At 68.5% G+C, this 26926-nt stretch carries 27 protein-coding genes; 10 read left to right on the top strand and 17 right to left on the bottom strand.

The features are described from left to right. Positions 1–25 precede the first annotated feature (25 nt). Genes G4H71_RS11560 through G4H71_RS11550 form a run of 3 tightly spaced genes read right to left on the bottom strand, consistent with a single transcriptional unit; the run spans position 26 to position 2921 of the window. On the bottom strand, positions 26–1210 hold the full coding sequence (locus tag G4H71_RS11560; protein ID WP_072738515.1) for a substrate-binding domain-containing protein: 1185 nt from the start codon (positions 1208–1210) through the stop codon (positions 26–28). 50 nt (positions 1211–1260) lie between these two features. Continuing rightward, positions 1261–2166, bottom strand: a complete 906-nt coding sequence (locus G4H71_RS11555) for an ABC transporter permease (protein ID WP_246442226.1) — start codon at positions 2164–2166, stop codon at positions 1261–1263. After that, complete coding sequence (locus tag G4H71_RS11550; protein ID WP_217631326.1) at positions 2163–2921, bottom strand: ABC transporter ATP-binding protein; 759 nt, start codon at positions 2919–2921, stop codon at positions 2163–2165. Before G4H71_RS11550 ends, G4H71_RS11555 begins: the two co-directional genes overlap by 4 nt. Before the next feature lie 417 nt (positions 2922–3338). Here G4H71_RS11550 and G4H71_RS11545 point away from each other — a divergent pair, with 417 nt between their 5' ends. Continuing rightward, positions 3339–4361: a PDR/VanB family oxidoreductase gene (locus G4H71_RS11545; protein WP_083343135.1), complete on the top strand. Its 1023-nt coding sequence runs from the start codon at positions 3339–3341 to the stop codon at positions 4359–4361. A 52-nt stretch (positions 4362–4413) separates the two neighbouring features. Here G4H71_RS11545 and G4H71_RS11540 read toward each other — a convergent pair whose 3' ends face one another. The 3 genes from G4H71_RS11540 to G4H71_RS11530 are packed head-to-tail and all read right to left on the bottom strand — an operon-like array spanning position 4414 to position 7566. After that, positions 4414–5196: a cysteine hydrolase family protein gene (locus G4H71_RS11540; protein WP_246442228.1), complete on the bottom strand. Its 783-nt coding sequence runs from the start codon at positions 5194–5196 to the stop codon at positions 4414–4416. A 14-nt stretch (positions 5197–5210) separates the two neighbouring features. Further along, a complete protein-coding gene (locus tag G4H71_RS11535) occupies positions 5211–6890 on the bottom strand; it encodes an AtzH-like domain-containing protein (RefSeq protein WP_072738517.1) in 1680 nt (559 codons plus the stop codon). A 49-nt stretch (positions 6891–6939) separates the two neighbouring features. Next, entirely contained in the window at positions 6940–7566 is a 627-nt protein-coding gene (locus G4H71_RS11530) for a helix-turn-helix domain-containing protein (protein ID WP_246442231.1), read from the bottom strand. 141 nt (positions 7567–7707) lie between these two features. Here G4H71_RS11530 and G4H71_RS11525 point away from each other — a divergent pair, with 141 nt between their 5' ends. Together G4H71_RS11525 and G4H71_RS11520 are read left to right on the top strand one after the other, a co-directional pair. Continuing rightward, positions 7708–8679 carry an MBL fold metallo-hydrolase gene (locus tag G4H71_RS11525; protein WP_246442233.1) on the top strand — a complete coding sequence of 324 codons (972 nt, stop codon included), beginning with the start codon at positions 7708–7710 and terminating at the stop codon, positions 8677–8679. Further along, entirely contained in the window at positions 8676–9143 is a 468-nt protein-coding gene (locus tag G4H71_RS11520; protein WP_072738520.1) for a cupin domain-containing protein, read from the top strand. Before G4H71_RS11525 ends, G4H71_RS11520 begins: the two co-directional genes overlap by 4 nt. Here G4H71_RS11520 and G4H71_RS11515 read toward each other — a convergent pair. From G4H71_RS11515 to G4H71_RS11500, 4 genes are all read right to left on the bottom strand, one after another. Further along, positions 9116–10888, bottom strand: a complete 1773-nt coding sequence (locus G4H71_RS11515; protein WP_072738521.1) for an ABC transporter ATP-binding protein — start codon at positions 10886–10888, stop codon at positions 9116–9118. The two genes, G4H71_RS11520 and G4H71_RS11515, sit on opposite strands and share 28 nt — an antisense overlap. Continuing rightward, on the bottom strand, positions 10885–12543 hold the full coding sequence (locus G4H71_RS11510; protein ID WP_072738608.1) for an ABC transporter ATP-binding protein: 1659 nt from the start codon (positions 12541–12543) through the stop codon (positions 10885–10887). Before G4H71_RS11510 ends, G4H71_RS11515 begins: the two co-directional genes overlap by 4 nt. A 146-nt stretch (positions 12544–12689) precedes the next feature. After that, positions 12690–13106: a DUF302 domain-containing protein gene (locus G4H71_RS11505; protein ID WP_072738609.1), complete on the bottom strand. Its 417-nt coding sequence runs from the start codon at positions 13104–13106 to the stop codon at positions 12690–12692. 81 nt (positions 13107–13187) lie between these two features. After that, complete coding sequence (locus G4H71_RS11500; protein ID WP_072738522.1) at positions 13188–13472, bottom strand: metal-sensitive transcriptional regulator; 285 nt, start codon at positions 13470–13472, stop codon at positions 13188–13190. Positions 13473–13649: 177 nt separating this feature from the next. On the opposite strand from G4H71_RS11500, the gene G4H71_RS11495 reads away from it, so the two are divergent. Beyond that, positions 13650–15215, top strand: a complete 1566-nt coding sequence (locus G4H71_RS11495; RefSeq protein ID WP_072738523.1) for a flavin-containing monooxygenase — start codon at positions 13650–13652, stop codon at positions 15213–15215. On the opposite strand, the gene G4H71_RS11490 is transcribed toward G4H71_RS11495, so the two are convergent. Beyond that, positions 15160–15519 carry a DUF1622 domain-containing protein gene (locus G4H71_RS11490; RefSeq protein WP_072738610.1) on the bottom strand — a complete coding sequence of 120 codons (360 nt, stop codon included), beginning with the start codon at positions 15517–15519 and terminating at the stop codon, positions 15160–15162. The two genes, G4H71_RS11495 and G4H71_RS11490, sit on opposite strands and share 56 nt — an antisense overlap. A 136-nt stretch (positions 15520–15655) precedes the next feature. On the opposite strand from G4H71_RS11490, the gene G4H71_RS11485 reads away from it, so the two are divergent. Continuing rightward, positions 15656–17083, top strand: coding sequence for a DUF2252 domain-containing protein (locus G4H71_RS11485; protein ID WP_072738524.1), 1428 nt, complete (start codon positions 15656–15658; stop codon positions 17081–17083). A gap of 128 nt (positions 17084–17211) precedes the next feature. Here G4H71_RS11485 and G4H71_RS11480 read toward each other — a convergent pair whose 3' ends face one another. Next, the gene (locus G4H71_RS11480) at positions 17212–17769 is read right to left on the bottom strand and encodes a helix-turn-helix domain-containing protein (RefSeq protein ID WP_072738525.1); all 558 of its coding nucleotides are present in this window, start codon (positions 17767–17769) and stop codon (positions 17212–17214) included. Between the two features lie 93 nt (positions 17770–17862). Between G4H71_RS11480 and G4H71_RS11475 the strand changes: the two genes are divergently transcribed. Both G4H71_RS11475 and G4H71_RS11470 read left to right on the top strand, forming a co-directional pair. After that, a complete protein-coding gene (locus G4H71_RS11475) occupies positions 17863–18540 on the top strand; it encodes an AzlC family ABC transporter permease (RefSeq protein ID WP_072738611.1) in 678 nt (225 codons plus the stop codon). Continuing rightward, complete coding sequence (locus tag G4H71_RS11470; protein ID WP_072738526.1) at positions 18537–18863, top strand: AzlD domain-containing protein; 327 nt, start codon at positions 18537–18539, stop codon at positions 18861–18863. The genes G4H71_RS11475 and G4H71_RS11470 overlap by 4 nt, the downstream gene beginning before the upstream one ends. Positions 18864–18908: 45 nt before the next feature. Here G4H71_RS11470 and G4H71_RS11465 read toward each other — a convergent pair whose 3' ends face one another. Genes G4H71_RS11465 through G4H71_RS11450 form a run of 4 tightly spaced genes read right to left on the bottom strand, consistent with a single transcriptional unit; the run spans position 18909 to position 22466 of the window. Further along, on the bottom strand, positions 18909–19553 hold the full coding sequence (locus G4H71_RS11465) for a GntR family transcriptional regulator (protein WP_072738612.1): 645 nt from the start codon (positions 19551–19553) through the stop codon (positions 18909–18911). Positions 19554–19608: 55 nt separating this feature from the next. Beyond that, positions 19609–20685, bottom strand: coding sequence for an isopenicillin N synthase family dioxygenase (locus G4H71_RS11460; RefSeq protein WP_072738527.1), 1077 nt, complete (start codon positions 20683–20685; stop codon positions 19609–19611). Positions 20686–20742: 57 nt separating this feature from the next. Further along, entirely contained in the window at positions 20743–21684 is a 942-nt protein-coding gene (locus G4H71_RS11455; RefSeq protein ID WP_072738528.1) for an ABC transporter permease, read from the bottom strand. Continuing rightward, positions 21681–22466, bottom strand: coding sequence for an ABC transporter ATP-binding protein (locus G4H71_RS11450; RefSeq protein ID WP_072738613.1), 786 nt, complete (start codon positions 22464–22466; stop codon positions 21681–21683). Before G4H71_RS11450 ends, G4H71_RS11455 begins: the two co-directional genes overlap by 4 nt. Positions 22467–22774: 308 nt before the next feature. On the opposite strand from G4H71_RS11450, the gene G4H71_RS11445 reads away from it, so the two are divergent. Together G4H71_RS11445 and G4H71_RS11440 are read left to right on the top strand one after the other, a co-directional pair. Further along, positions 22775–23941, top strand: coding sequence for a nitrate ABC transporter substrate-binding protein (locus G4H71_RS11445; protein WP_072738529.1), 1167 nt, complete (start codon positions 22775–22777; stop codon positions 23939–23941). Positions 23942–24027: 86 nt separating this feature from the next. Then, positions 24028–25005 carry an isopenicillin N synthase family dioxygenase gene (locus tag G4H71_RS11440; RefSeq protein WP_072738530.1) on the top strand — a complete coding sequence of 326 codons (978 nt, stop codon included), beginning with the start codon at positions 24028–24030 and terminating at the stop codon, positions 25003–25005. 13 nt (positions 25006–25018) lie between these two features. Here the strand turns inward: G4H71_RS11440 and G4H71_RS11435 are convergent, their stop codons facing one another. Then, the gene (locus G4H71_RS11435) at positions 25019–25360 is read right to left on the bottom strand and encodes a hypothetical protein (protein ID WP_072738531.1); all 342 of its coding nucleotides are present in this window, start codon (positions 25358–25360) and stop codon (positions 25019–25021) included. A 381-nt stretch (positions 25361–25741) separates the two neighbouring features. Here G4H71_RS11435 and G4H71_RS11430 point away from each other — a divergent pair, with 381 nt between their 5' ends. Continuing rightward, complete coding sequence (locus G4H71_RS11430) at positions 25742–26851, top strand: esterase/lipase family protein (RefSeq protein ID WP_217631328.1); 1110 nt, start codon at positions 25742–25744, stop codon at positions 26849–26851. Positions 26852–26926: the final 75 nt, after the last annotated feature.

Here is a 26926-nt window from a genome sequence, read left to right as displayed (position 1 = left end):
CGTCGTCGTGTCCACCGCCATCGGGCTATCCCGTGAATCCGATGGAGGGATCGACGAACTCGTTCGTCACCAGCGTCTCCGGAGCCAGGTCGGCCGGGATCGTGATGCCCTGTTCGGCGAAGATCGGTGTCGTGATGTCGAGGAGGTGCTGTACGCGGTCGAGGTCGAAGTCGCCCATCGTGGCGTTGTCACCGTTGCCCACGAGACCCAGCTCCTTCATCGTGGCGGCACCGTACTCCGCGTTGGGATGTCCGTAGACCCAACCGGTGTCGTACTTCTCGATCGCCTCGATCATCAGATCGTTCGTCGCGGTCGGGTCGGCGTAGTAGTCGTTCATCGACTGCTGTATGGCCGGGACCAGCTTGCTCAGGCACGCGGAATGCGTGTCGACGTCGTCGCTCCGCAACCCGATTGCGGACTTGTAGGTGGGGAATCCGGCGTCGTGGACGAGTTGCAGGCCCACCGGCTTCATCCAGCCCTCCACCTCGTGCTCGTACACGTACGGCTCGGAACTCGCGAAGCCCTGCTGGGCGTTGGCGCCACCCGCGGTCACGAAGTTCGCCGGTGTGCCGTCGTAGCTGCCGTCCACCTGGTCCGGCGAGAGAATGTCGGCCCCGGTGAGATAGTCCATGTAGGCAGAGCCTTCGAAGTACAGCACCTTTGCGTCGGTGTCCTTCAGATCGGCGATGGACTCCACTTCCGGATAGGTCTCCGGGTCCCACATGATCATCATGGGGCTCACCTCGAGCGGCGCCAGCACCGATGTCGTGGGGTTGCTGTCGGCGGCCTGGATGGCCTGGTCGGTGTCGATGAACCCGAGCATGATCTCCGGATCCTGGTACATCTGCGAGATCACGGTCTGGAACCCGATCGCGGGGCCGCCGGAACGCACTTCTATGTCCACCCCGGTGTACTCGCCGCCGGCGAAGAGGGGCCCCGAGGTGCGCTTGCTCCCGGCATCCACGTTCGCGCCAGGGCCGATCAGCTGATAGATGGAGCCGTGCTCGGCCTCGGGGTTCCAGTCGGTCTGGACGACGATCTTCTCCGGACAGTCACCGGACAGATCGAGCGCACCGATCTCCCCGTCGTAACCGGACATGGCCGATTCGGTCCCACCGGAACAGGCGGTGAGCAGGCCGGAGGCGGCGACGGCGAGTACCGCGGCGCGGCGGGTGGTCCTGAGACGTCGGGTGCGGACTGGACGAGTCATGTAGCGCTCCTGGAGGAGAGGGGACGAGGGAGGACGAGCAGAACAGTGCGTCAGCGACGAACCGGGTTGTGCCACTTGCCGACGACACGGTTGGAGAGCCATCCGAACAGTGCGAACACGGCCACGCCGAGCGCGGAGGCCAACAGGATCGCGGCGAACAGCTGGGGTGACTGGAGCCGCGACCGGTAGTTGTCGATCAGGATGCCGATACCCGGAGCACCCTGTTTGAAGAAGAAGTCTCCGACGATGGCACCGACGACGGCGAGTCCGGCGGAGATCCGCAGCCCCGCGAAGATCGCGGGCATCGCGGCCGGGAACTCGAGCTTGAACAGCCTCGTGACCCGACGGGTCTTGTGCAGCGCGAACAGTTCTCGATGTCCGCGATCGACGGACTTGAGCCCGAACAGCGTGTTGGTCACGATCGGGAACAGCGCGATGAGCACGCACACCAGGACGCGGGCGGAGAACCCGAATCCGAACCAGAATCCGATGAGCGGAACGAGGGCGAGAATCGGAATACACTGCAGTACCACGGCATAGGGGAACAGCGAAGTCTCGGCCCACTGCGCCTGAGACATGAGCACGGCCCAGGAGATCCCGACCACCGCCGCGATGGCCAGCCCGGTCAGCGCCACCGTGGTCGTGCGTCCCAACGCCTCCCACATGTCGGGGGCGTTGGGCCCGAACAGCCCCTTGCTGATCACCTCGTGTGGCGGCGGCATCAGGAATCGCCGCGCCGGATCGAGCAACAGGTACGACACCGCGTACCACGCGGCGATGATGACCGCGAACACGGCGAGCGGGCCGAGCACGGGCATCAGCGATCGGCGGCCGCTGCGCGATCCGGTGACGGAGACGGCATGTCCGGCGTCGGGTTCTCCGGCCCCGGAACCGTTCGTGCCGGCTCCCCCACCGACAGCGGTGGCGGCATCCGAGGTCTGCGTCGGGGTACTCACGAGTGTGCCTCCCGGAGGGCATCGGAGATCTTCTCCGCGAGCGAGGTGAATTCGGCGGTGAAGCGGATGGAAGGATCTCTCGGGTAGTCGAAGGGGATCTCGATGTCGTTGACGATCCGGCCCGGACGTCCCGACATGATCACGACCCGGGTGGACAGGTACACCGCCTCGGAGACCGAGTGGGTGACGAACAGGCCGGCGAACCGGCGGTCCGCGAAGAGCCTGGTGGTCTCGTCGCCCAAGCGCTGACGGGTGATCTCGTCGAGTGCGCCGAAGGGTTCGTCGAACAGGAAGAGTTCGGGATCGAGCGTGAGCGAGCGGGCCACCGACGTCCGCATGCGCATACCCCCGGACAGCATGTGGGGGAGGTGCTTCTCGAATCCGGTGAGCCCGACGAGCTCGATGGCCTCGTCGGCGCGCCGATAACGTTCCGCCTTGGGCACGCCGTCCAGTTCGGCGAGCAGCGCGATGTTGTCGCGCACGCTGCGCCACGGCAGCAGTGTCGCGTCCTGGAACACATAGCCGATCCGGTTCGCGCCCACTTGGGTGTAGCCACCGCTGGCCGACTCCAGGCCGGATGCGATGCGCAGAAGAGTGGACTTTCCACATCCCGAAGGCCCTACGACACTGACGAACTCGCCGGCACGCACTGTGAGATCGATGCTCTCGAGCGCCCTGGTCCCGTTGGGGTAGACCAGATGGGTGCTCTCGAAGCCGAGGACTTGCGTGCCGGACGCGGGGGGCGCGTCACTCATGGGAGACATCGACTACCTCCGGTGTTGCGGTCTGAGTTGTTGCTGTCGGGGTTGTTGCGGTCGGGGTTGTTGCGGTCGGGGCTGGGACGGTCGTGCGGGCGGCGACGGGTACCACCGCGGTGGCAGACAAAATGTTGACTCCATCAACATCCTCAGTATGGGGGCGCAGATGTTGCGCCTCGGTAAACCAGGCCTCTCGTTGTGTTAAACCTCGGCACGAGGGAGCGTGTCACACCTCGGCACGAGGGGGCGTGTCACACCTCGGCGCGAGAGGCGGACTCGGGCGCGCTCTCCGGTTGCAGCACCTGCGCCGTGCCCTAGAATCATGACCTGGCACGCCCGGCTACGGCCCGGCGGCAGTGCAGGTCTCGTGGCTGGGACACTCGCGCGGCGGACGCACAGATACAGGAGTCGTCCGTGTCCCATCCCTCCACGCCCCAATCCCCCACATCCAGTCCCTCCACGCCGGGCACCCCGGCACCCACCGGGCCGGGTACCGACTCGCTCGAGGTCGTCGTCATCGAGCGACGGACCGTCGCCCACGACGTCGTCGAACTGACTCTTGCCCGGCCGGACCGGTCCGTCCTCCCTCCGTGGGCGCCCGGCGCGCACCTCGACCTCGTGCTCGCGGAGGATCTCGTCCGTCAGTACTCGTTGTGCGGTACCCCCGAGGAGCGCAGCACGTTCATGATCGCCGTCCGGCGCGAGGCGCCCGGTCGCGGCGGATCCGCCCGTGTCCACGATGACCTGCGGGTCGGCGCGCGAGTGCGAGTGCGGCCGCCGCGCAACCATTTCCCGCTGGTGCGCGCGGCCGGCTACGTCCTCGTGGCCGGTGGCATCGGAATCACGCCGATGCTCGCTCTCGCCCGAGCCGCAGCCGCCTCGGGGCGGTCGTGGCAACTCCACTACTGCGGCCGGGGCGCCGACCGGATGCCGTATGCAGGCGATCTCGTCGCGGCCTGGCCCGGACAGATCACCCTGCACGACTCGGTCACCGAGGGACGCTGGGATCCTCGGACGGCACTGTCCGGACTCGAACGGGGAACCGCCGTCTACTGCTGCGGTCCCACGGGACTGCTCTCCGCGGTCGAGGAGGCCGTCGCACCATTGCCCGCGGTGGACGTCTTCACCGAGCGCTTCGTCCCGCCGGCCCCGGACACCGCCGCCACTGCCCGGCCGTTCGAGGTCCACCTGGCGACCAGCGGCCGTACTCTGTCCGTGCCCACCGACCGATCGATCCTCGACGTCGTCGAGGAAGCCGACCTGCTGGCGGCGTCCTCGTGCCGCGAGGGAATCTGCGGTACGTGCGAGGTGGAGGTGGTGAGCGGCGAAATCGAGCACAGGGACGCGGTTCTCACACCGGAGGAGCGTGCCGAGGGCGAGACGATGATGATCTGCGTCTCGCGTGCGTGCGGTCCGCGGCTGGTGCTGGACCTGTGATCGGGACCGGCCCCTGACGACACCGGGTGGGGTGCGGCCGGCTGCCCGCACCTCACCCGGTGAATGCGCCGCTCTCCGCGGTGAATCCATAGCACTGACGCACGTTGTAGACCGTGGCTTCCATACAGAATTCGGGCGACGTCGTCCCCACCGCATCGGTGAGCATCACCACGTCGTACCCGAGGTCGGCCGCGTCGGCCAGCGTGGCAAGGACACACTGATCCGCATTCACACCCGCGAACAGCAGGGTGTCCACACGCAGGTTGCGCAGGATCGAATCCAGTGGTGTGTCGACGAATCCGCTCATCCGATACTTGTCGACGCAGACGTCCCACGGCTCCTGGACGAGTTCGTCGACGATCGCCGCCGACCAGCTACCCCGTTCGAGGACGGGCGCACCCGCCGCATTGGCGCGGCTACCGATTCCGACTCCCGAACCTGCCGGATCGTACACGTGCAGAACCCCCGGCGGGAGGTTCGCGCGATCGGGACGGTTCCCCCAGTTCACCCAGACGATCGGCACACCCCGATCACGCAGACTCGGAATCAGACTCCGTAACGGCGTGATCGGGGCCCGCGCCGGCGTGACGTCCACACCGATGCCGGACAACCAGCCGTCGCGATGGCAGAAGTCGTTCTGCATGTCGACCACGACGAGCGCGGTCCTGGACAGGTCCATCGTGATCCGCTGTGGCCGCGCGTCGATCTCGATCGGCTCCGCCTCGAGCGCCGCTCGCCGCAGGTCCACGTGCTCCGGATCGAGCTGCCACGCATTGCGTCCTCGCGTACGGCGCTGCGCGGCACCCGGTACGGCCGGCTGGGTTATCGGCGACACGATCACTCCTCGGGTCAGTGGATGGACGAGGTGGCGCTCGGGGAAACGGCAGGAGTGGACACGACAGGGGTGGACACTGCAGGGACGGACACGGCGGGGTCGGACACGGCGAAGTCGAGCAGGGTGTGGTCCTCATCCGGGCCCGCGATCAGGCACAGCCCGAGTGGCAGCGCGCCGTCTGCCAGGAGCGGCATCGACAGAGCGGGCAGCCCGGCGAGGGAGGCCAGGCAGGTCAGGCGCAGAGTCGCGGCGCGGGTGCGTTCGACGGCCTCGGGTTCCGCGGCGACCGGCAGTGCCCCCGACGAGGTGGCCGGCAGTGCGAGGACCGTGCCCGGAGGGAGCAGTCCGTGCAGGCTCGCCCGCATCCGGGTGAGCACGGCGCGCGCCTCGGACTCCGTCGCGGCATCCACCGTCCGTCCGGCAGCGAACCGCGCGCGGACGGCGGGGTCGAGCGCGTCGCCGTTCCCGGTGACGAACGTTCCGTGCAGGCGCCAGGCTTCGGCGGCCTGGACGACGCGGAACGCGGCGAGTATCCCGTCCAGGTCGACACCCGGAGGGTAATCGAGCGACACCGACACCGCCGCAGGCAGTGTGGGCCCGGCAGCGCAGTCGCGCAACGTGAGTGCCTCGAGACCCGCCGTGAACGACGCCGCGGCAGCAGGCGTCGCGAGGCCCGTCAACTCCGGTACCCATACCACCCTGTCGACGGCGTGCCGGGGCCCGGCCGGCAGCAGCGCGTTCGCCGCGGAGCGCAGCAATCCTGCGTCGCGCGTGAGCACACCCACACTGTCGAAGGAGGGCGCGAGGCCGACGAGCCCCTCCCGCGAGACGGCGCCGTGCGTCGTCCGGAGCCCGTAGAGACCGCAGTGGGAGGCGGGGACCCGGACGGACCCGGCGGTGTCGGTGCCGAGTCCGATGTCGGCCGCGCCTGCGGCCACCGCGGAGGCCGGCCCGCTCGTGGATCCACCGGGAACGTGTCCGGGAGCTGCCGGGTTCGGCGGCGTGCCGTAGTGGGCGTTGGTACCCGACAGGGAGAACGCCAGTTCGTCGGTGTGTGCGATACCGACGACATCCGCGCCGGCCACGAGCAGGTCCGCGACCGCGCGTGCGTGTCGGGGTTCGACCTCGGCCGTCGCCAGTATCCGCGGGTTCCCCGCGCCGATCGGATGACCCTCCACCGCGAAGAGGTCTTTCACCGCGATCCGCCGACGACGCAGCGGGCCGTCGTCCGCCCCGATGGCCGGTGGCACGGCGCCGTGCGCGCTCCGCCAGATCCTCGCATCGCCGGGGTCCACGGGCGCATACACCGGCCGCGGAGACGTGGAGACGTGGGCGGTGGTCACGACCCACCCGCACCGTTCGTCCCGCTCCCACACCTGGGTCTGTACGGCGAGATCACCTTCGGCACTGCCATTCTCGGAGATCCTGATGCTCTCGGCGACGATCACCGCAGCGGAGGGGCCGATCGGCCGGACGTGGACGCGCCTCAGCTCCCGTCGTGGCGCTCCCGACCGTCCCGCGCGGAACTGCGCGATGGCCTCGTGTCCGACCAGGGTGCGGCCGCCGTCGCTGCGGATCGTGGTGTGCCCGCGAGCGAACAGGGTGTCGAGTTCGTCGACGTCGTTACGCATCAGGGCCCGCTCGTAGCGGGCGAAGGCGACGCGCAGATCCGGGTCGCAGGTGGCAAGGTCCATCACGTCGGCGAGCCTAACTCCGATGTTGATGTGATGAACATCGGCCAGGTTACGGCGTTGTGAATTCCGTTCCGGAGTGCACGAGCACCACGATGGCAAGGCCGTCCCCGACCCTGCGGTGGCGGTGTTGAGTTCCTCCCGGATAGGCGATGGACTCCCGCGCCGACAGCGTGTGGAACTCCGAGACGGGCGTCGCACCCACGCCCGGCGCGAGCAACTCCACCTCGATCGCACCCGACACCACGTAGACGAGTTCGCGTCGGTCGTGCACGAAGAAAGCTTCGAATTCCCTTGATTCCACGATGATCTCGGTGACGTCGGCACCGGCGGGGTCGTGATCGACCAGCCGGGCCTCGTGGACGCCCTGATCCGCGTCCGGGCGCGCCGTCGCCGCCACGGTCGATCCCGTGAGCTCGGAGGGTGCACCGCGCGCCAACAACGATTGTTGCGTCGTCTCGAGCGCATCGGCGATCAGGTAGAGCGAACGCATGGACGGGCGGGCGAGGCCGCGCTCGATCTGACTGAGGAAGGGATGGGACAGCCCCGTGGCCAGGGCGACCTGCACGAGCGTCCGGCCCAACTCGCGGCGCCTCGCCCGGATGGCCGCACCGAGATGCGCGTCCGATCGGGCGACGCCGCGCTCGGCGGTCACGCCGGCCTTCCCTGGACTCGCCACGAGATCTCCTCCCCGACGGGCGTCAACACCTGCGATCCACATCCGTTACCGGTGCGCAATAAACCGTACCTATCGTCACAAATGTTACCCACATCAACATTTTTGCACCACCGCGACGCTCCGCCAGAAAGGCACCCGATCGTGAGACCCCCGACGTTCTGCGCCACGCCCGACAGCTGGTTCGACGTGCGGCCGATGGCAGAGGGCGTGTATCTCGTGGCCGAACCCGGTCATGTCAACTGCTACCTCGTCGTCGGTACCGAATCGGCACTCCTGTTCGACACCGGGCTCGGTATCGCACCGATCTCCTCGGTCGTCGCATCCTTGACCGACCTTCCGGTTCTCGTCGTCTCCTCGCACCATCACCTCGACCACCGCGGCGGGAACGCCGATCTGGCCACCACGGATCTCCCCGTCACGGATTTCGCGGTGCACCCTCACGTGATCGAACCACACTCTCCGTGCGCGCACGTCGACGCCGACCCCGCCTTCCTGTCCGCATACGCCGAAGCCATGACCGAGGTGGCCCGCGAGTACCGGCGGTACTCCGCACTGGACCGCCGGTACTTCTTCGCACTGAACCGATTGCCCGCGATGCGGCCACTGCCCCAGCTGTCCGGCTGGACCGTCCCCGGCGTGCCACCCACCCGCACCCTGGACGACGGCGAGGTGCTCGATCTGGGCGGGCGGCACCTGCGGGTACTGCACACTCCCGGCCATTCCCCGGACGAGCTCTGCTTGTTCGAGGACGCCACCGGGTTCCTGTTCTCCGGCGACACCGTGCTCGGTGCGGCGCACTGGTTGCACGGCGACGGGGCGGACGTCGCGGCATTCGCGCGGTCGACGGCGCGTCTGTCCCGGCTGCCCGTCACCCGCGTCTTCGCGGCCCACAACCTCACTCCCGAACTGCCCGCGTCGTCGGTCACCGACGTGGCCACTGCCGCTGCGGCAGTGCGTGATTCCGCGACGGCGCCCGAGTCCGGCCGGGATCTCCTGGGCCACCCGGTGGTGCGTCACGACTGCGGACCGGTCACGATCCTCACTCCTGCGCCGACCCCCGCGCACCTCGACGTCACCCGACAGACCACCCTCATCGAAAGGATCCGACCATGACCGGAGCACCACCCGTCGTGCGCAACCTCGACGAACTGACCGCGTCACTGATCTCCCCCGAGGACTCCGTGCGCCTGTGTACCCTGGCCGGTCCCGCCGACGGCTCGAGCGCCAGCGTGTTCCTCGAGATCTGGGAACCCGGTGGCGCGCAACCGGTCAACTCCCACGACGACTCCGCCGAGATCTTCATCGTCCTGTCCGGGCGGGCACGGGCTCACAGCGACGATCACGTCGTGGAACTGAGAGCGGGCGACGTCCTGGTACTCAGGCCCGGATCCGAGCACCGCATCGTCAACATCTCCGAGACCGAGCGCCTGCACACGATCACCGTGATGGCGGACGACGGCGGATTCGCCGACCTGGTGAACCGGGGCACCCCCGCCGCACTCACCGCCCAGGACATCGCCACCCTCGTCGGCCGGACCGCGCTACCCGATCACCAGGCTGCCCACAGACGCGCGTAGCCGCCGCCCGCGGCGACCAGGGCATCGTGCGTGCCCTCCTCCAGGATGCGGCCGTGACCGAGCACGACCACCCGGTCGGCTCGCTCCGCCTGGGTCAGCCGATGGGCGACGACGAGGGCCGTGCGCCCGTTCGTCACGGCAGCCGCGGCGAACTCCAGCTCCCGGGCTCCCCGGCTGCCGGCCTCCGCCGTCGCCTCGTCGAGCACCACGACGTCCGGGTCGACGAGCAGGATCCGGGCGAGGGCCAGCTGCTGTGCCTGGGCCGTGGTCAATTCGTGCCCGCCCTCGCCGACCTGTGTGTCGATTCCGTCGGGCAGGTGTTCGACCCACTCCTGTGCGCCGACCCGGGTGAGCGCTCGACGCACACGTGTCTCGTCCGCGTCCGGGGCGGCGAGCCGGAGATCCTCGATCAGCGATCCGGAGAACACGTGCACTTCCTGGCTGACCACGGCAACGCGCCGACGCACGGTGTCACCGAACCCGGCGATGTCGACACCGCCGATCCGCACCGACCCCGAGTCGGGCACGTGGACGCCCGCGGCGAGGGAGGCGAGCGTGGACTTGCCCGCGCCGGTGGCTCCGACGAGCGCGACGGTCTCACCGGGCTCGAGCCGCAGCGTCACGCCGTGGAGCACTTCCCGGCCGTCGTACGAATGCCTGATGTCGGCGAGCTCGAGTGAGGAATCTTCCGGGACGGCGGCATTCGTCGCCCGGGGCGGGTCCGGGATGTCGATGACCCCGACGATGCGGGCCAGGCTCGCCCCTGCAGACTGCACCTCGTCGAAGGTATAGAGCAACAGTCCGATCGGGTTGAACAGACGATGGAAGACCAGTGCGGCGGCGGTGGCGGCACCGACGGTGATCGCACCGTTCGAATGCAGGGCGAAACCCGTGACGAGGATGAGCGCGAGACCGACGAACTCGGCCCGGTTTCCGCGACCGGCGAACCGGGTGAACAGCGAGAACACGGTGATACCCAGCAGTTTCGCGCGATCGGACGCGCGGTCGATCTCGCGCAGGTGGCTCTCCTCGAGACCGTAGGCACGTACCGTCCTGCGGCCCTGGATACTGCCGATCAAGGCCTGCGAACGCGCACCCATCGCGACGCGTTGCTCCGCGTACAGCGGCGCCGAACGGGGCAGGTACCAGCGCAGCGCCAGCACGTAGACGGGGATGGCCAGGGAGCCGGCAATCGCCAACCGCCAATCGATTCCGGCCATCGCGACGAGACTCGCGGCCACCAGGAGTGCGGCCGAGACGATGCTCGGCACCACCTCGCCGACGGACTTGTCGATGACCGAGATGTCGTCGCCCACCCGGGACAGGACGTCGCCCTTGCCTGCCTTCTCCACCGTCCCGAGCGGAAGGCGCAGGGTCCGTGCCACGACCTGCTCGCGCAGCCGCGCGAGCAGCGATCCACCGAGCACCTCGATGAGATACGACGAGACGCCGGTGAGGAGACCGGCGACCACGGCGGCCACGGCGATGACCGCGACGAAGGTGGCCACGGTCGCACCGCCCGCTCCGGCGCGGATCTCGTCGATCAGCCGGCCGAACATGTACAGCGGCACCACGGTCGCCGCCGCGGCTCCGGTGGCCGCGAGGAGCGTCGCCGTCGTCGTCAGGGGGCGACCGCGCAGTGCTTCCAGCAACCACCGCGAGCAGCGGCGTGCGGTGGCCACGGGGAGGAGCGGACGCGAGGAGGCGTCGCCTGTCCCGGCACCGGGCCCGGTGGTCGCCGTCATCGCAGCACCGCCGTGCGGTAGCGCTCGTCCGTCTCGGCGAGCTCGTGGTGGGTGCCGTCCCGCACGATCCGCCCTTCCTCCACCACGATCACCCGGTCGGTCACCGCCAACAGATTGGGGCTGGTCGTCAGCACGATCGTCGTGTGGATTCCGGACACGTGATCGGCGTGCCGCAGTTCGGCGACCCCGGCCGCAATCTCCTGTTCGGTGACGGCGTCCACCGCCGTCGTCGGGTCGTGCAGCACCAGAACCGGGGTGCGACGGGACAGTGCGCGCGCGAGTGCCACCCGCTGCCGCTGTCCACCGGACAGGCTCAGGCCCTCGTCCCCCACGGCACGGTCGAGCCCGTCCGGATGCAACTCCGCGACATCGCGAGCGGCCGACACGTCGAGGACACGTTCGAGGTGTTCGGGCGGACCGGTGTCGGTGTCGCCGGTGACGATGTTGGAATGCAGGGTTCCGCCGAAGAGGTGGCCGGCGTGCGGCTCGGCGAGAACGGTCCGGCGCAGATCGTCGAGGTGCAACTCCGCCAGTTCGCGGCCCGCGACGGTGACGCTGCCGGTGCGTTCACCGTCCGGCACGTCCCCGGACAGCAATGCGAACACCGCGTCGGCGTCCTGCTGCCGGTAGGCGACGATTCCGACGAGCTCGCCGTGCCCGATCTCGAGGTCCAGGCCGGTCACCGATCGGTAACCGGCATCGGCGAACACGATGTGGGGGCTGGAGGGCTCGTCGATCCGGGACGACGGCGCGGGCAACAGATGTGGTGCGGCGAGGACTTCCGCGAGTCGTTGCGCCGACCCCCGGCAGCCGGCGACGACGGCCGGTAGCCGCGACAGTGTGGTCAGGGGCTCGATCAGGAACTGGGACAGGCCCACCACCGTGACCAGCTCGCCGAGCGACAGACGTCCCTGCACCGCGAACCAGCCCGCGGCTCCGGCCACTCCGACCGCGAGGATGCCGCTGGCCCCGGTCGCGATTCCGGTGTACACGGACTGGACCCGGGCCGTACCGAGAGTGGCGCGCAACGCCGATCGGCTGACGACCCGGTACCGTTCGTCCGCCGCGGTCTCGCCACCGAACCCCCGCAACGGGCGCAGCCCGCTCACCAGATCGGTGGCGGACGCCGACGCGCGAGCGATCTCCTCCTGCCGGGTCACGGTCCGACGGGTGATGAGCGGGGCCAGGGCCTGCAGGCCGCCGAGCAGCAAGGGCGTTGCCACCAGAACCGCCGCACCGAGCGGGAGGTCGATGGCCAACAGCACCGCAGCGGTGACGATCACCGCGGTGAGTGCGGCCACGGTGCGGGCGACGACGTCGAGCATCCAGGACGTGCGGTCCGCGTCCGAGGTGGAGACCGTGAGCAGTTCGCCGGCCTTCATCGGGCTCCGCAACCCGCGGGGGTCGAGGATGCGCGCGGCGACCTCGACCCGCAGCCGGTGCGCCTCGGTCTCCATCGCCACGACCACCAGCCGGGCACCGAACCTCCACGCCAGGGTGAGCACTACGAACAACGCGGCCAGCCCCACGATTCCGAGAGTCATCGCCGCGCCGTCGCTCGGCGCGATCGCTCGGCCCACGATCAGACCGATGGCGACCGGCACCATCGCCTCACACAGCTGGTGGAGCCCCACCAGTGCAGAGGCGGCGACCATGCGGCCACGGTGCCTGCCGAGGGTGCGACGGAGGATCGAACCGCCGGTGACGGTCTCGGCGGTGACGCCGTCCGGCGTCGACGATCGACTCACGACAGACAGCCTACTGAGGCTGCCCTGAGTGGTGGGACGCGCGGTGGAGCCGGTCAGTCCGCCAGCGAATCGATCGCCGCCCGCAGCCGGACACCGGCCTCCGCGGCGACCGGGGCCAGCGCCGGCTCGCCGGTGACCTGCACCATCAGCTGGGGGTTCATCGCCTCGACGACAACCGCCCCACCCTCCGTGGCGGAATCGCGATCCTCACGGACGACGACATTGCAGGGCAGCAGCAGGCCGATTCGGCGGTCGATGTCGACGGCGCGATGCGCCAGCGGCGGATTGCACGCGCCGAGGATCACGTAGCGCTCCATGTCCACGTCGATCTTCGACTTCAGGGTCGCGGACATGTCGATCTCGGTGAGGATGCCGAACCCCTGCTCCTGCAGAGCATTCCGTGTGCGCTGTACGGCCTCGTCGAACGTGGCGTGCAGTCGGGTGGCGAGGGCCAGGGTGTCGTCTGTCATGATGTCGTCCTTCACTTCTTCGGTGGCCACGTCTTCAGTGACCGTTCCTCCGGTGCCGGTGCCGGGGCCGCTCCCGGCCGCTCAGGCGAGCGCGAGGAACAGCTTCTCCAGCTCGGCCTCGGTCATCGATGGGGTTGCCCCCACCTCACCTTCGCCCGCCTTCTCCCCCGCCAGACACTCGCGCAATCCGGAAGCGACGATCTTGAATCCCGCGCGATCGAGCGCGCGGGACACCGCCGCGAGCTGGGTCACCACGTCCTTGCAATCCCGGCCGTCCTCGATCATGGAGATCACTCCGGCCAGTTGACCGTGGGCACGGCGGAGTCGATTGAGGACCAGCGCGATGCTCTCTTCGTTGCCGACCACGGCACATCCTTCCTGCGGATCCGGGGCGTCCGAACGGGCAATCCGTCACGGTTCGGGTCACTACGCCCGATTATACCCCCGGGGGTATCAGCCGACCAGCGCTCGGCCCGGTTCTCCCCGTCGCTACCCACGGGTAGTGTGGTGGAGCGCACAGCCGGACCAGCGGGAGGATCGACGATGACAGAAGACACCGGGGCCACCGAGGCCACGGACGCCGGAGCTGCCGGGACCGCGGCCCCCGAGCACATCGACGTCCTCGTCATCGGCGCCGGCCTGTCCGCCATCGATGCGGCCTATCACGTCCAGAAGAACTTCCCGGACCGTTCGTACACCCTGCTCGAGGCCCGCGATTCCCTCGGCGGCACCTGGGATCTGTTCCGCTATCCCGGAATTCGATCCGACTCGGACATGTACACACTCGGGTTCCCGTTCCGGCCGTGGACCGGCGAGAAGGCCATCGCCGACGGCCACACGATCCTCGAGTACCTGCGGGACACCGCCGCCGAGTTCGGTATCGACGAGCACATCCGGTACGGCCACCGCGTCGTCCGCGCCGAATGGTCCACCCGGGACTCCCTCTGGACGATCGAGGCGCAGCGCACCGATTCCGGGCAGACGGTGCGCTTCACCGCGGGGTTCCTCCTGTGCTGCACCGGCTACTACCGGTACGACGAGGGCTACACGCCGGACTTCCCGGGAGTGGACCGGTTCGGCGGCACCCTCGTGCACCCGCAGCACTGGCCGGAGGATCTCGACTACACCGGCAAGCGGGTCGTCGTCATCGGTAGCGGCGCGACGGCGGTGACCCTGGCACCCTCGATGGCCGATGCCGCCTCGCACGTGAGCATCCTGCAGCGCTCGCCTTCCTACATCATCTCGGTGCCCGCGCGGGACGCCCTCGCCACCACGCTGCAGGAGAGGCTGCCCGGGGGTCTCGGTCACCGCCTGGCCCGGCTCAAGAGCACCCTGGTCGCGACGGCTCTCTACCAGGCGTGCCAGCGCTTCCCGACGTTCATGAAGGGCCGCATCCGGGATCTCCAGAAACGCTGGCTCCCCGACGGTTACGACATCGACACCCATTTCGCTCCCCGCTACGACCCCTGGGACCAGCGGATGTGCCTGGTACCCAACGGCGATCTGTTCCGGGCCATCCGGCACGGCGACGTCGACATGGTGACCGACCGCATCGCCACCTTCACCGAGACCGGAATCGCGCTCGAATCCGGGGCCGAACTCGAGGCAGACGTCGTCGTCAGTGCCACCGGGCTGAATCTGCTCGCCTTCGGCGGTATCGAGCTGGTCGTGGACGGCGACTCCGTCGAACTGTCCGACACCATGGCCTACAAGGGCATGATGCTCAGCGGCGTACCGAATTTCGCCTTCGTCGTCGGCTACACCAACGCGTCGTGGACGCTCAAGGCCGATCTCGTGTCCGAGTACGTCGTGCGGCTACTGCGGTACATGGACGACAAGGGGTTCGCGCGCGCTGTTCCGCGTCGGGATCCGTCGGTCGACGAAGAGCCGTTCCTGGACTTCGCCGCCGGTTACGTACTCCGCTCGGTGGATTCGTTCCCCCGGCAGGGCTCACAGGCGCCGTGGCGCCTGCGGATGAACTGGTTCCGCGACCTCGCCGCGCTCCGGCACGGCAGCATCGTCGATGCTGCGATGTCCTTCGACGTCGCACCGGTCAGGACGGAGCAGACGCCTCACCGCGAGACCTCTGCCACGGCCAGCGGCCGGTGATCTCGAGGTCGAGAGACCAGCTGAGGAACGTACGGATCAGCACGATGATCGCGAGCACCGCGACGTCGGTGAGCGTCGGGGTAACCGCGACGGTCTTGATGATGTCGCCCGCGACCAGCAGCTCGAGACCGAGCAGGATCGCCCGGCCCAGCCGGCTCCGGAACAGCTGGTAGACGCCCGGGCTGCGGCGTTGCAGATCGACCAACACCCGCAGCGCCGCGATGACCGCGCCTGCCGCGATGACCGTCACCCCGGCGAAATCGATACACCTGGCGATCGTCTCGACGACGCGGTCGAAATCCATCACCTCGTCGACGTCCACGCCCGTCCCCTTCCGTCACACCTGTTCCGACAGTAGCCCCGGACGGCCCTCGCTGCCCGGGGATTTCACCTGGACGGAGATACCCGCGTGCACCCACGTGAGCCGCTACCGTGAACGCATGTCAGCCTCACGCGATGTGCTCGTCGACAACAGCCTCCCGAGCGGTGCGAGCCCCGCCGAGCGGATCGCCTTCGGCCGCGCCAGGCGCAAGCAGGTTCCGCGCAGTGCCCTGGCCGAGGTCTCGCCCGAGGCGGGCCGCAGCGATCCGCTCGGTCTGCTCGAACTCCAGGCCCGCGACCGGGTCCCGGAGCTGGTGCCGATCCGCTACGGACGGATGGCGGCGAGTACCTTCGCGTATCTGCGCGGAGCCGCACTGGTGATGACCGACGATCTCTCCCACGCACCGGACTCGGGCCTGATCGCCCCGCTCTGCGGCGACGCGCACCTGAGCAACTTCGGCCTGTACGCGACACCGGAGCGGGCGCAGGCCTTCGATCTCAACGACTTCGACGAGACCCATCCCGGACCGTTCGAATGGGACGTGAAGCGCCTTGCCGCCAGTTTCCTCGTCGCGTCCCGCGGCAACGGATTCAGCGACACCCGAGCCCGTGCCACCGCCCTCGCCGCGGCCGAGAGCTATCGCTCCGCGATCCGGGAGTCCGCCCGGTCCGGGAACCTCGAGAACTGGTATCGGAACATCGACATCGACGCGGCACTCGCCGTCATCCGGGACCGGCTCGACACGTCGCGGGAGAAGAACACCCGTAAGGCGCTCGCGAAGGCGCGCAACCGCAACAGCGCACAAGCCCTGTCCAAGCTCACGGTCGTGGTGGACGGCAAGGCGCGCATCCGCAGTGACCCGCCTCTGCTGGTCCCGGTCGAGCAGGTCTTTCCCGGTGGCTACGGGGACGAGGTGTACACCGAGATCCGGCGGCGGCTCGAGGACTACCGGCAGACGTTGCAGCCGCACCTACGTCGGCTCTTCGACAGCTACGAACTGGTCCAGGTGGCTCGCAAGGTGGTCGGTGTGGGCAGTGTGGGCACCCGCACCTGGATCGCGCTGTTCACCGGTGCCGGCGACAACGATCCGCTGTTCCTGCAGATCAAGGAGGCGCCGCCCTCGGTGCTCTCGAACTACGTGCCGGGGTACACGTTCGACAACCAGGGTGAGCGGGTGGTGAACGGGCAGCGACTGCTGCAGGCCAGCAGCGACATCTTCCTGGGATGGCAGAGCGGCCCGGGGCCCGGCGGCATCGAGCGGGACTTCTACGTACGGCAACTACGGGACGGCAAGGGCTCAGTCGTGATCGAGGCGATGGCCCCGGATGCGATGCGCCTGTACGCCGAGCTCTGCGGCCGCACCCTCGCCCATGCACACGCCCGCAGCGGCGACCGATTCGCGATCGCCGGCTATCTGGGCGCGAAACCGGTGTTCGACGAGGCGATCGCGGACTTCGCGGTCTCCTACGCAGACCGCACCGAGCGCGACCACGCCCAGCTGGTCGCCGCCATCGCGGGTGGAACGGTGGGCGCGGAGCAGCTCTGACCCCAGGAGCTACCCCGCCCCTGGGTGAACGGACCATTCGCCCGGTCTGAAAAGGCGAAGGGTCCCTTCACCCCACGGGGAGGGGCGGCCTGTGGCCACCGGGGAGGCCTATGGCAGGTCAGGTCAGGTCAGGTCCGTTCCGAGATCAGCACGGCCCGGGTGCCCGGCTCGAGCGCCTCGAAGACGTGCGCGAGGTCTCCGGGATACGAGATGTAGTCACCGGGACGGAGTTCGACCGGCTCGTCCACCAGGCCGACCAGGGCACGGCCTGTGCCCAGGACGACGTGTTCGACGACACCGGACTGGTGCGGATCGGACAGCCGCCGTCCGCCCGGCTCCGCCGAGATCGAATAGACGTCGCGCCGGGCCGTGGGCGGGGAGGCGGACAGGAGCGCGGCGCTGTAGTCGGCCTGGCTCGAAGGGACGGCAGGCCCTTCCCCCGCGCGGATCACCTGGACCCGCGGGCGCGGCTCCCCGAGCAGACCGGCGAACGGGATGTCGAGCGCCACACACAGCGCCCACAGCGTCTCCAGACTGGGGTTTCCCGATCCGGATTCCAGCTGGGACAGAGTCGATTTCGATACATTCGCCCGACGAGCGATCTCGGAGAGCGACAGTCCCGAGCGGGCCCGTTCGCGGCGGAGGGCCGCACCGATGATCTCTCGCGGCGGCACCGATTCCGTCATGACGCCTCCTCGGCTGGCGGCTGGCTTCGTTCGATCTGATGTCAGTTATGTTCGGTTTGACGAACAAGCCTACACGCGTGCATTCTGATGAACATGCGTTTGATATGGCGAACACTCGATCGGGGCGTCCTCCGGGACAGTGCGCTGATCTGCCTCGCCATGAGCGTCGTCGGCATCTCCTACGGCGCCGTGGCGGTCTCGTCCGGGCTGCCGGTGTGGCTCCCCGTCGTCCTCGCCGTCGTCGTCCTCGCCGGGTCCGCCGAGCTGTTGTTCGCCGGAATCGTCGCGGCAGGAGGCAGCCCGATCGCCGCCGTCGTGGCCGGGCTGGTGATCAATGCCCGTCACGTCCCGTATGGACTCGCTCTTCCCGACGTCCTCGGCAGCGGACGTCGGAGACTGGTCGGCGCACACGTGATCAACGACGAGTCGGTGGCGATGACCTTCGCCCAGAAGGACCCTGCCCTCCGCAAGCAGGCGTACTGGGTCACCGGCATCGGCGTGCTCGTGTTCTGGCCACTGGGAGCGCTCACCGGCGCAGTACTCGGCGCGATCCTCGGCGACACGGACGTCCTGGGCCTCGACGCGGTGTTTCCCGCGCTCCTGACAGCTCTCGCCGTCCCGGCCCTGCGCTCGCGGGCCCGCTGGGCCGCGGTCGCCGCCGGCGTGGCGATTGCTCTGGCCACCACCCCGTTCCTGCCCGCGGGAGTTTCCGTACTCCTCGCACTCCTCGGGGTCGCACCGACGCTCCTGCGGACGGGGCGGCGGCAGTGACGGCCGGCCTCGGCTGGATCGTCGGGGGCGGCGTCGCGCTCGGCGTCGGTACCTATGCGATGCGGCTGACGGGGCCGGCGCTCCGCTCCCGTGTGACTCTCCCGCCTCGGGTCACCTCCGCGATGGAGACCGCGGCCGTGGTGCTCCTGATCGCCGTCGCGGCGACGGCCACGATGTACGAGGCGGGAGGGTTCGCCGGAGCAGCCCGCGTCTCCGGCGTCGCCGTCGGCGCGGTGCTCGCGTGGCGGCGGGCGCCCCTCGTGGTCGTCATCGCGGCCGCGGCGGCCACCACTGCCGTGTTGCGCCTGATCGGCATGCCCTGATCTGCAGCAACGCTCGATTCGGAACGGCACCCGCGCGGATCGGCCTCAGGTGCGCCCGATCCGGACCAGCAACCCGGCCACGTGCGCGCACGCCGCGACCCGCGCACCGTCGGCGTCTCCTGCCTCGATCGCGTGCAGGATCCGTTCGTGCTCGGTCACCGCGAGTGTGCGGCCCAGCGGCGAGGTCCACATGTCCGAACGGAACAGGTGCGACTGCCCGTCCAGCCGGGCCAGGGCCTCCACCAGCGGCACGTTTCCGGCAGCTTCCCGGATGACGGTGTGGAACTCGAGATCGAGCCGGGCGTCACGGCGCCGATCCGGCGGCTGGTCCAGCAGCTCCCGCTGAACCTGGACCATCTTCTCCAGCCGGGAGAGGGTTTCCCGGGAGATCGCGAGGGTCGCCTGATAGGCCGCGAGCCCGTCCAGCACCTCGCGTACCTCGAACACCGCACGTACCGATGTCGCGTCGATCGTCGCGACCCGGGCACCGGCGTTGCGGACGTGCACGGCGATGCCCTCGTAGATCAACTGTTGCACCGCCTCCCGCACCGGGGTGCGGCTGACCGCGAGACGGGCCGCCAGCGCGGGCACGCTCAGCGGAGCCCCCGGCTCGAGCTCGCCGGAGAACACCATCTCGCGCAGAGTGTCGTGCACCGATTCGGTGAGCAGTGCCTGCTCCGTCGCCGTCATCCGTTCCTCCGCCATACCACCATCATCACCCGGGAACGCGTCGCCGGCGCACCCGTCACCCGGAGACCCCGCCGGGCTGCCCGGCCGCGAGCACTCGCGCGGTCTCGCGCAGGTCTCCCTCCGGGGCGACGCCGCTGCGGAATCCGGCGATCTTCGCCGCGATGTTCTCCGCCACCGTGATCGGCGGATACCCCTGCTCGCCCTCGGCCAGCATGCCGGGCAACGTCTCGATGACGGCGTCGTGATTGCCGTCGAAGAAGAACGCGGCCGACCGCCGCCGGATGATCCGGCCGTCGGCGACCGGTGGGTCGACCCGATGGATCGTGGACATCCACCGATCGTTGGTCCACCGCGCCATGGCGTCACCCAGGTTGATCAGCAGGGCACCCTCCTCGGGCTGGACGTCGTGCCAGACGCCGTCGCTGCCGAGCACCTGCAGGCCGGGCACTCGGTCCGCCCACAGAATCGTGAGGATGCCGAAATCGGTGTGTGCGCCCATCCCGGTGAGGTCTCCCGCGAGTTCGATCTCTCCCTCGGGCAGGGCGTAGTTGTTCATCTTCAGCGCCTCGATCGAGTGGTCGATCATCGGATCGAAATACCCGGTCGGCAGTCCCAGCGCATCGGTGAACGCCGTCATCAGGGTTCGGGCCAGCTCCTGCGCACGGGTGAAGTAGGCGCGCACCGCGGGTTCGAATCCGGGAGCGGCATCCGGCCAGTTGTTGGCGGCATAGCTGGACTCCGGCAGGTCCTCACCGACGACGTCCGCCGCTTCCGTACCGATCACGAACGCCTCGTAGAAGTCGTTCATCCGATTCGCCGACGGGATACCGAGACTCATGCTCAGCGACTCGCTCTTCGGCGGCGAGTAGCCCCGATTCGCGCCGGGGTCGCGGCGATACCGCTTCTTGACCTCGAGCGGCAGGGCGAAGAACTCGTCGAGCGCGGACGCCAGGCCTGTCAGGGCGTCGGGATCCATGCCGTGCCCGACGATCTGGACGAAGCCGACGTCGCGGCACGCTCGGTCGAGAGCTTCGGCGACGGTACGGCAGTCGGCACTCGTCGACGCCCCTGCGCCTGGCGCGAGGTACGGCCCGATGTCGATCGTGGGAACAGTGAAGCCTGAGGTTGTCATGTCGGTCCTTCCGGAGCGGTGATTCGAGATCGGTGATTCGAGATCAGGAGTTCGGGATCACAGGTTCGGGGAGTTCTGCGACTGGTGCCAGCCGCCCACCAGCCATTTCTGGATCACCCCGAAGAGCGAGAACACCAGCACGCCGAAGAGCGAGGCGAGCACGATGGCCGCGATGAGGTCCTCGGATTGCAATCGGCTGCGATAGACGTCGAGGAGCGTCCCGATTCCCGGCTGCCCCTTGGCGAAGAACATGTCGCCGATGATGGCGCCCACGACGACCAGCCCCGAGGCCGTCCGGATACCGGTCATGATCGACGGAAGCGCCGCGCGCAGTTCGAGTTTCACCAGGCGATCCCAGCGCGAGGCACGGCCGAGTGTGAACAACTCGTGGAGTCCCCGATCGACGGACCGGATACCGAAATGGGTGTTGGTGATGATGGGGAACGCCGCGATGAGCACGCACACCAGGGTTCGGGCGGTCATCCCGTAGCCGAACCACAGCCCGATCAGCGGAACGATCGCGAGAATCGGAATGACCTGGACGACCACCGCGTACGGGTACACGATGCGCTCGATCCATCGCGCCTGGCACATCAGCACGCCGGTACCGACGCCCACCACGACCGCCACCGCGAAGCCCACGAATGCCACCTGCGCGGTGACGGCGAGCGCCGCGAGCATCGGACCGAGATGCTGCCAGTCGAGCAGGGACTGCGACAGCACCTGCCCCGGCGGAGGAAGCAGGAAGCGGCGTTCCGGCGACAGGACGAGGTAACTCACCGCCGACCACACCACGAGCGCACCGGCGATCGAGAGAATCGGATACCCGACCGCCCCGGCCAGGCGCCGCAGCCGGGAGGACCCGGCCAGACGTGACAGCCGGGCGGGCCCGGGATCGGCGGGAGTCGACCCTTCCCGGGTGGCCGAGGACGGTGACGGCGGCAGTGCGGCGGCGGAGGGTGAGGAAACCGCCGGGGCTCCGGTGTGTACCTGTGTCATCGCATGCCTCCGTGCAACAGCGCCGAGATCTCGGCGACGTGGTCGTTGAATGCCTTCTCGTACCGCAACTCCGGGCTGCGGGGATACGGCGAGTCGATGTCGACCACCGCGGCGATGCGTCCCGGCCTCGCCGTCATCACCACGACCCGGTCCGCGAGATACACCGCTTCCGAGACCGAGTGCGTGATGAACATGGCGGTGAAACCTCGCTCCACATAGAGCCGTTGGAGCTCCACCTGCATGTCGAGTCTGGTCATCTCGTCGAGCGCACCGAACGGCTCGTCCAAGAGCATCAGGTCCGGGGACAGGGTGAGTGCCCGTGCCAGTGAGACCCGCATCCGCATGCCCCCGGACAGGGCGCTGGGGAGTTGGTCGGCGAAGTCCCGCAGCCCCACGGCCGCGATCGACTCCTCGGCGCGTGCCCTGCGCTCGTCGTCGGAGACGCCGCGACCGAGTTCGGCGGACAGTTCGACATTCCCGCGCACATCGCGCCACGGCAGCAGTGTCGGCTCCTGGAAGATGAATCCGACCGACTTCGCACCGACCGTGACCGTGCCTTCCGTGGGCCCCTCGAGGCCGGCCGCCATCCGCAGCAGCGTCGACTTCCCACAACCCGACGGTCCGACGACAGCGACGAACTCACCCTGCCGTACCGCCAGGTCGACCCCGTCCACGGCCACCGTTCCGGTGGGGAATCTCTTGACCACGCCGTCGAAGACCATGTCCGTTCCCCGGGTCAGCCTGCGTGCATCGACGTCCTGCAGGGTGTCGATCAGCTCCATCACTACCTCCATGGGTGTGGCCCGCCTGACGTGCCTCCGTATTACATGCATCAGCCAGACCTACATGTATCAGTCAGACTGTTTCGTGGTTCCCATGATTGATTACATGCATCTCGACCACGTTGCCCCGCGTTAAGCGGGCGTGAACTTTGCCGAAGACCGGGCGCATCCACCTGCATTTTTCGGGAGAGTTTGCGATAGATCCCCGGTTGGTAACACCACCGCAACGAATGTCGTATTGCATGTAATCCAACGCGCTGCACGTCCCGTCGGCGATCAGCGATCCCGTCAGCCACGAGGAGACCTCAGTGAACACCCATCGGACCGCCCTGACCCGCTCCGGAGCAGCCGCTCTCGCCGCGGCCGCACTGACCCTGTCCGCATGCAGTTCCTCCGACTCGGCGGCAGCGGCCCAGGACCTCGAGCCCGCTGCCGAGGCCCAGACCCTCACCGGCGCGTGCCCGGACGAGGTCGTGGTTCAACTTCAGTGGCAGCCCCAATCGGACATGGGCGGCATGTTCGCCATGCTCGGCCCGGGCTACACCGTCGACACCGAGAACAAATCGGTCACCGGCCCGCTCGTCGCCGACGGCAAGGACACCGGCGTGGACCTGACCCTGCGCGCGGGTGGCCCCGCGATCGGTTTCCAATCCGTCGCGTCGCAGATGTACGTCGACGACGACGTCACACTCGGCCTCGTCCACGGCGACCAGTTGATCGCGGCGGCGGCGAGCCAGCCGGTCGTCGGAGTCACACCGTTGCTCGCGTACAGCCCCGCGATCATCATGTGGGACCCCGAGAACCACCCGGACTGGGAGTCGGTCGCCGATATCGGTGGGTCCGGCGCCACGGTCGTCGTGTCCAAGGAACAGATCTTTCCTCGATGGCTGGTGGCCAAGGGGCTGCTCGAGCAGGGACAGATCGACACGAGCTACGACGGCGCTCCGTCCCGGTTCGTCGCCGACCCCTCGATCGCCCAGCAGGGATTCGCCAACTCGGAGCCGTACACCTACGAATCCGAGACCCAGGCATGGGGAAAGCCGGTCGCCTACGACCTGATCAAGGATTCCGGGTTCGACATCTACGCATCCAACGTCTCGGTCCGCGCGGACAAGGTCGACGCACTGGCTCCGTGCCTGGAGAAACTGGTGCCGATCATCCAGCAGTCCTCCGCGGAGTACATCTCGGCACCCGAAGCGACCAACGAGGTCATCGTCGACGTCGTCTCCCAGGATCTCTCCTACTCCCCGTACTCGGAGGGCCAGGCTGCCTACAGCGCGGAACTGTTGAGGGAGAAGGGATTGGTCGCGGACGAGGACGGTTCGGTAGGGACTTACGACCTCGAGCGAGTGGCGGGCACCGTCGCCGATCTCGCCCCCATCCTGCGCGAGTCGGGATCGGCGATCCCCGAGGACATCACCGCGGACGAGCTGTTCACGAACAGGTTCACGGACCCGTCGATCGGCATCGGCTGAACGGCGCGGATCACCACCACCCATCCAGGACCGACCCACCTGCGCGTCGCACGCATGCGGGCTGCACGAGAAGAGGAACACCGATCATGACCTACGAACTGACCGAATTGAACCGTGAGACCCGCATGGGCGGAATGGGTTCGGAGACCACCCGCGAGGTGCGTCGCATCGATCTCACCGAACTCGCCTCCCGCCGTGCCGACATCGCGGACGAACTCTGGGCCGCGGCGACGGACATCGGGTTCTTCCAGGTGGTGGGTCACGGCATCGATCTGGACCACGTGCGTGCCGCCTTCGCCGCTGCCGAGGCATTCTTCGCGCTGCCCGAGGACGTGAAGGCGCAGTACCCGCTCCGGAAACAGTTCAACTCGGGCTGGGAGAGCATGGCCCAGGTGCGGCCTTCCGTCGGCACCCCGGACCAGAAGGAGTCCTATCAGGTCACCCGGCCGCACATGGACTCGCTGTGGCCGAGCGACGAGGAGGTGGCCGACTTCCGTGCCACCATCCTCGACTTCGAGACCCGCTGCTGGGAGCTGGCGATGTCACTGCTGTCACTGTTCGCCGACAAGCTCGGCTTCGACCGGGACTTCTTCACCCGCGCGCACGATCCTTCCTCCGCCGGCTACCAGAGCACGCTGCGGCTGTTGCACTATTTCGCGGTGCCCGAGGACGCCGAGTTCGGGCCGAGCACCTGGCGAGCCGGTGCACACACCGATTTCGACTGCCTCACCCTGCTCTTCCAGCGAGAGGGCCAGGGCGGGCTCCAACTGTGCCCGGGCAAGGAGATGGACGGTCAGGAGTGGACCTCCATCGAGCCCGCCGAGGAAGCGATCACCTGCAACATCGGCGACATGCTCATGCGGTGGAGCGACGACCTCCTGCCGTCGAACTTCCACCGGGTCAAGAGCCCGTCCCGGGACGAGCACCGAGGGCCGCGCTACAGCCTGGCGTTCTTCGCCCAGGCGAACCGGGACGTCCTGATCGAGAGCCCGCTCGGCAAGTACCCGCCGATCACCGCGGAGGACTACCTGCGCCAACGAATCGCGGCGAACTTCGCGCGGTGATCTCTCGGGGCCCTCAGCGTGGGCGGGTGGCAGCCGCCGTCCGCCCACGCGGCGTCAGTCGCAGCCACACCGGAACCGGCGCCGCGCCTGACCCACCCCGCCCCAGCGCGGCGACGGCAGTGGCCACCGACGCCTCGGTGGCGGTGTTCCACGGCTGGAGGCCGTCGATGTCCGCACCGATCTCGGCGTACCCGGCATTCAGCAACCGCTCGAGCGCCTCGAGTACCGACGACTCCCGACCACCGTGTTCGAGGAAGACGCTGTCCAGATAGATCAGGTCGTAGGTTGCGCGGAACAGGATGCTCCGCTCGACGGGACCCCACTGTTCGCCGGCAGTGTCTCGGCGGACGCTCATCGTCGTACTGCTCCCTCAGGGACTGGGTCGGCATGATCGCGCACCTGCGCCGGACCCTCACGACCGGCACCGCGTGCAGGTGAAAAGTAGCCCAGATCGCACCCGCGCGCGAGGCGGATTCGGCACCCGAATCCGGTCGGGTCTTCCGGCCCACGGGAGGCGGACCGAACGGCCCTGATTCACCCGGGGGTACCGAAGTGCCGTAGGACACGATATGGTCACGTTCGTTCGAACGAACGTGATGGCGTGGACATGTGCTCGACACACGGCAGTCCCCACGCGTCGGCACCCTGCCTGCGCTGTCGTCATCAGACACGTAGCGAGGAAGGGTCCCCCGTGACGCCACCGGAAATCAGGACGACAGAGAAGTCCCAGGAGACAGTGAAACCCTGGCAGGCAGAGCCGACCGACGCGCCGCCGAGAACCCGAGCCCCGCGCCGTGCCCGCCTCGGTGCCGCATTGATGGGGGCCGCCGCCGTCGCGGCCTCCATGCTCACCTCGACCTCCGTGGCGGCGGCCGACCCCACGGACACACCCCAGGTGGTCGAGCGTGCCGCGGGCGTGGCCGAGGCGATCGCGAACACCACCGGTGTCGGTCCCCTCGAGACCAACGCGGTCTCCGCTATCACCCACGGCATGCTCAACCCGCTGGTGGCCCCGGAAGGGGTCAACGACTGGGACTGCGTGCCCACCGCCGAACGGCCGCGCCCGATCGTGCTGGTGCACGGCACCTACCAGAATGCCTACTCCAGCTTCTCCGCCATCGGCCCCGCGCTCCAGGCCGAAGGCCACTGCGTGTTCGCCCTCAACTACGGGATCACCAGCCACAGCCTCGCCGGAATCATTCCGGGAGTGAACGGGACCGCAGCGGTCGCCGACGGGGCGAAGGAACTTGCTCGGTACGTCGATGCCGTGCTGGCGCAGACCGGCGCCGACCAGGTCGATCTCGTCGGATACTCGCAGGGCGCACCTCTCGCACGTCAGTACCTGCGCTTCGAGGGCGGTGCCGATCCGGCCGATCCGGCGAACAACAAGGTCAAGAACCTGGTCAGCATCGCGGGAACCAATCACGGGACGACGCTCAACGGCATCGCGACCATCGGCCGCTTCATGACCGACCACGGGCTGAACATCCTCGGCCTCTACGAGCTGCCGTTCGGCACCGGCCCGATGGATCAGGCCGTCGGCTCCCCCTTCCTCACGAACCTCAACGCCGGTGGCGACACCGAACCGGGTATCGACTACACGGTCATCGCGTCGAGCTACGACCAGGTCTCCACTCCGTACCAGGCCTCCTTCCTCGAGGCCGGGCCGGGAGCGACCGTCCGCAACATCCGCATCCAGGACGGTTGCGAACAGGACTGGTCGGATCACCTGAGCCTGGCGACCTCTCCGCGCGCGATCGACTACGTCCTGGAGGCACTCGACCCCGAGAGCCGCGACGGAGTCACGCCGAGGTGTGCAGCGCACGCGTGGATCACCGGTAAGTGATCACGGCCCGCAACTGACGCACCGACCTACCACCGACGTGAGCCCCTCCTCGATTCGAGGAGGGGCTCACGTGTG

This window comes from Rhodococcus triatomae, assembly GCF_014217785.1.
GTDB lineage: Bacteria > Actinomycetota > Actinomycetes > Mycobacteriales > Mycobacteriaceae > Rhodococcus_F > Rhodococcus_F triatomae.
This window is presented reverse-complemented; position numbering and strand designations above follow the sequence as displayed.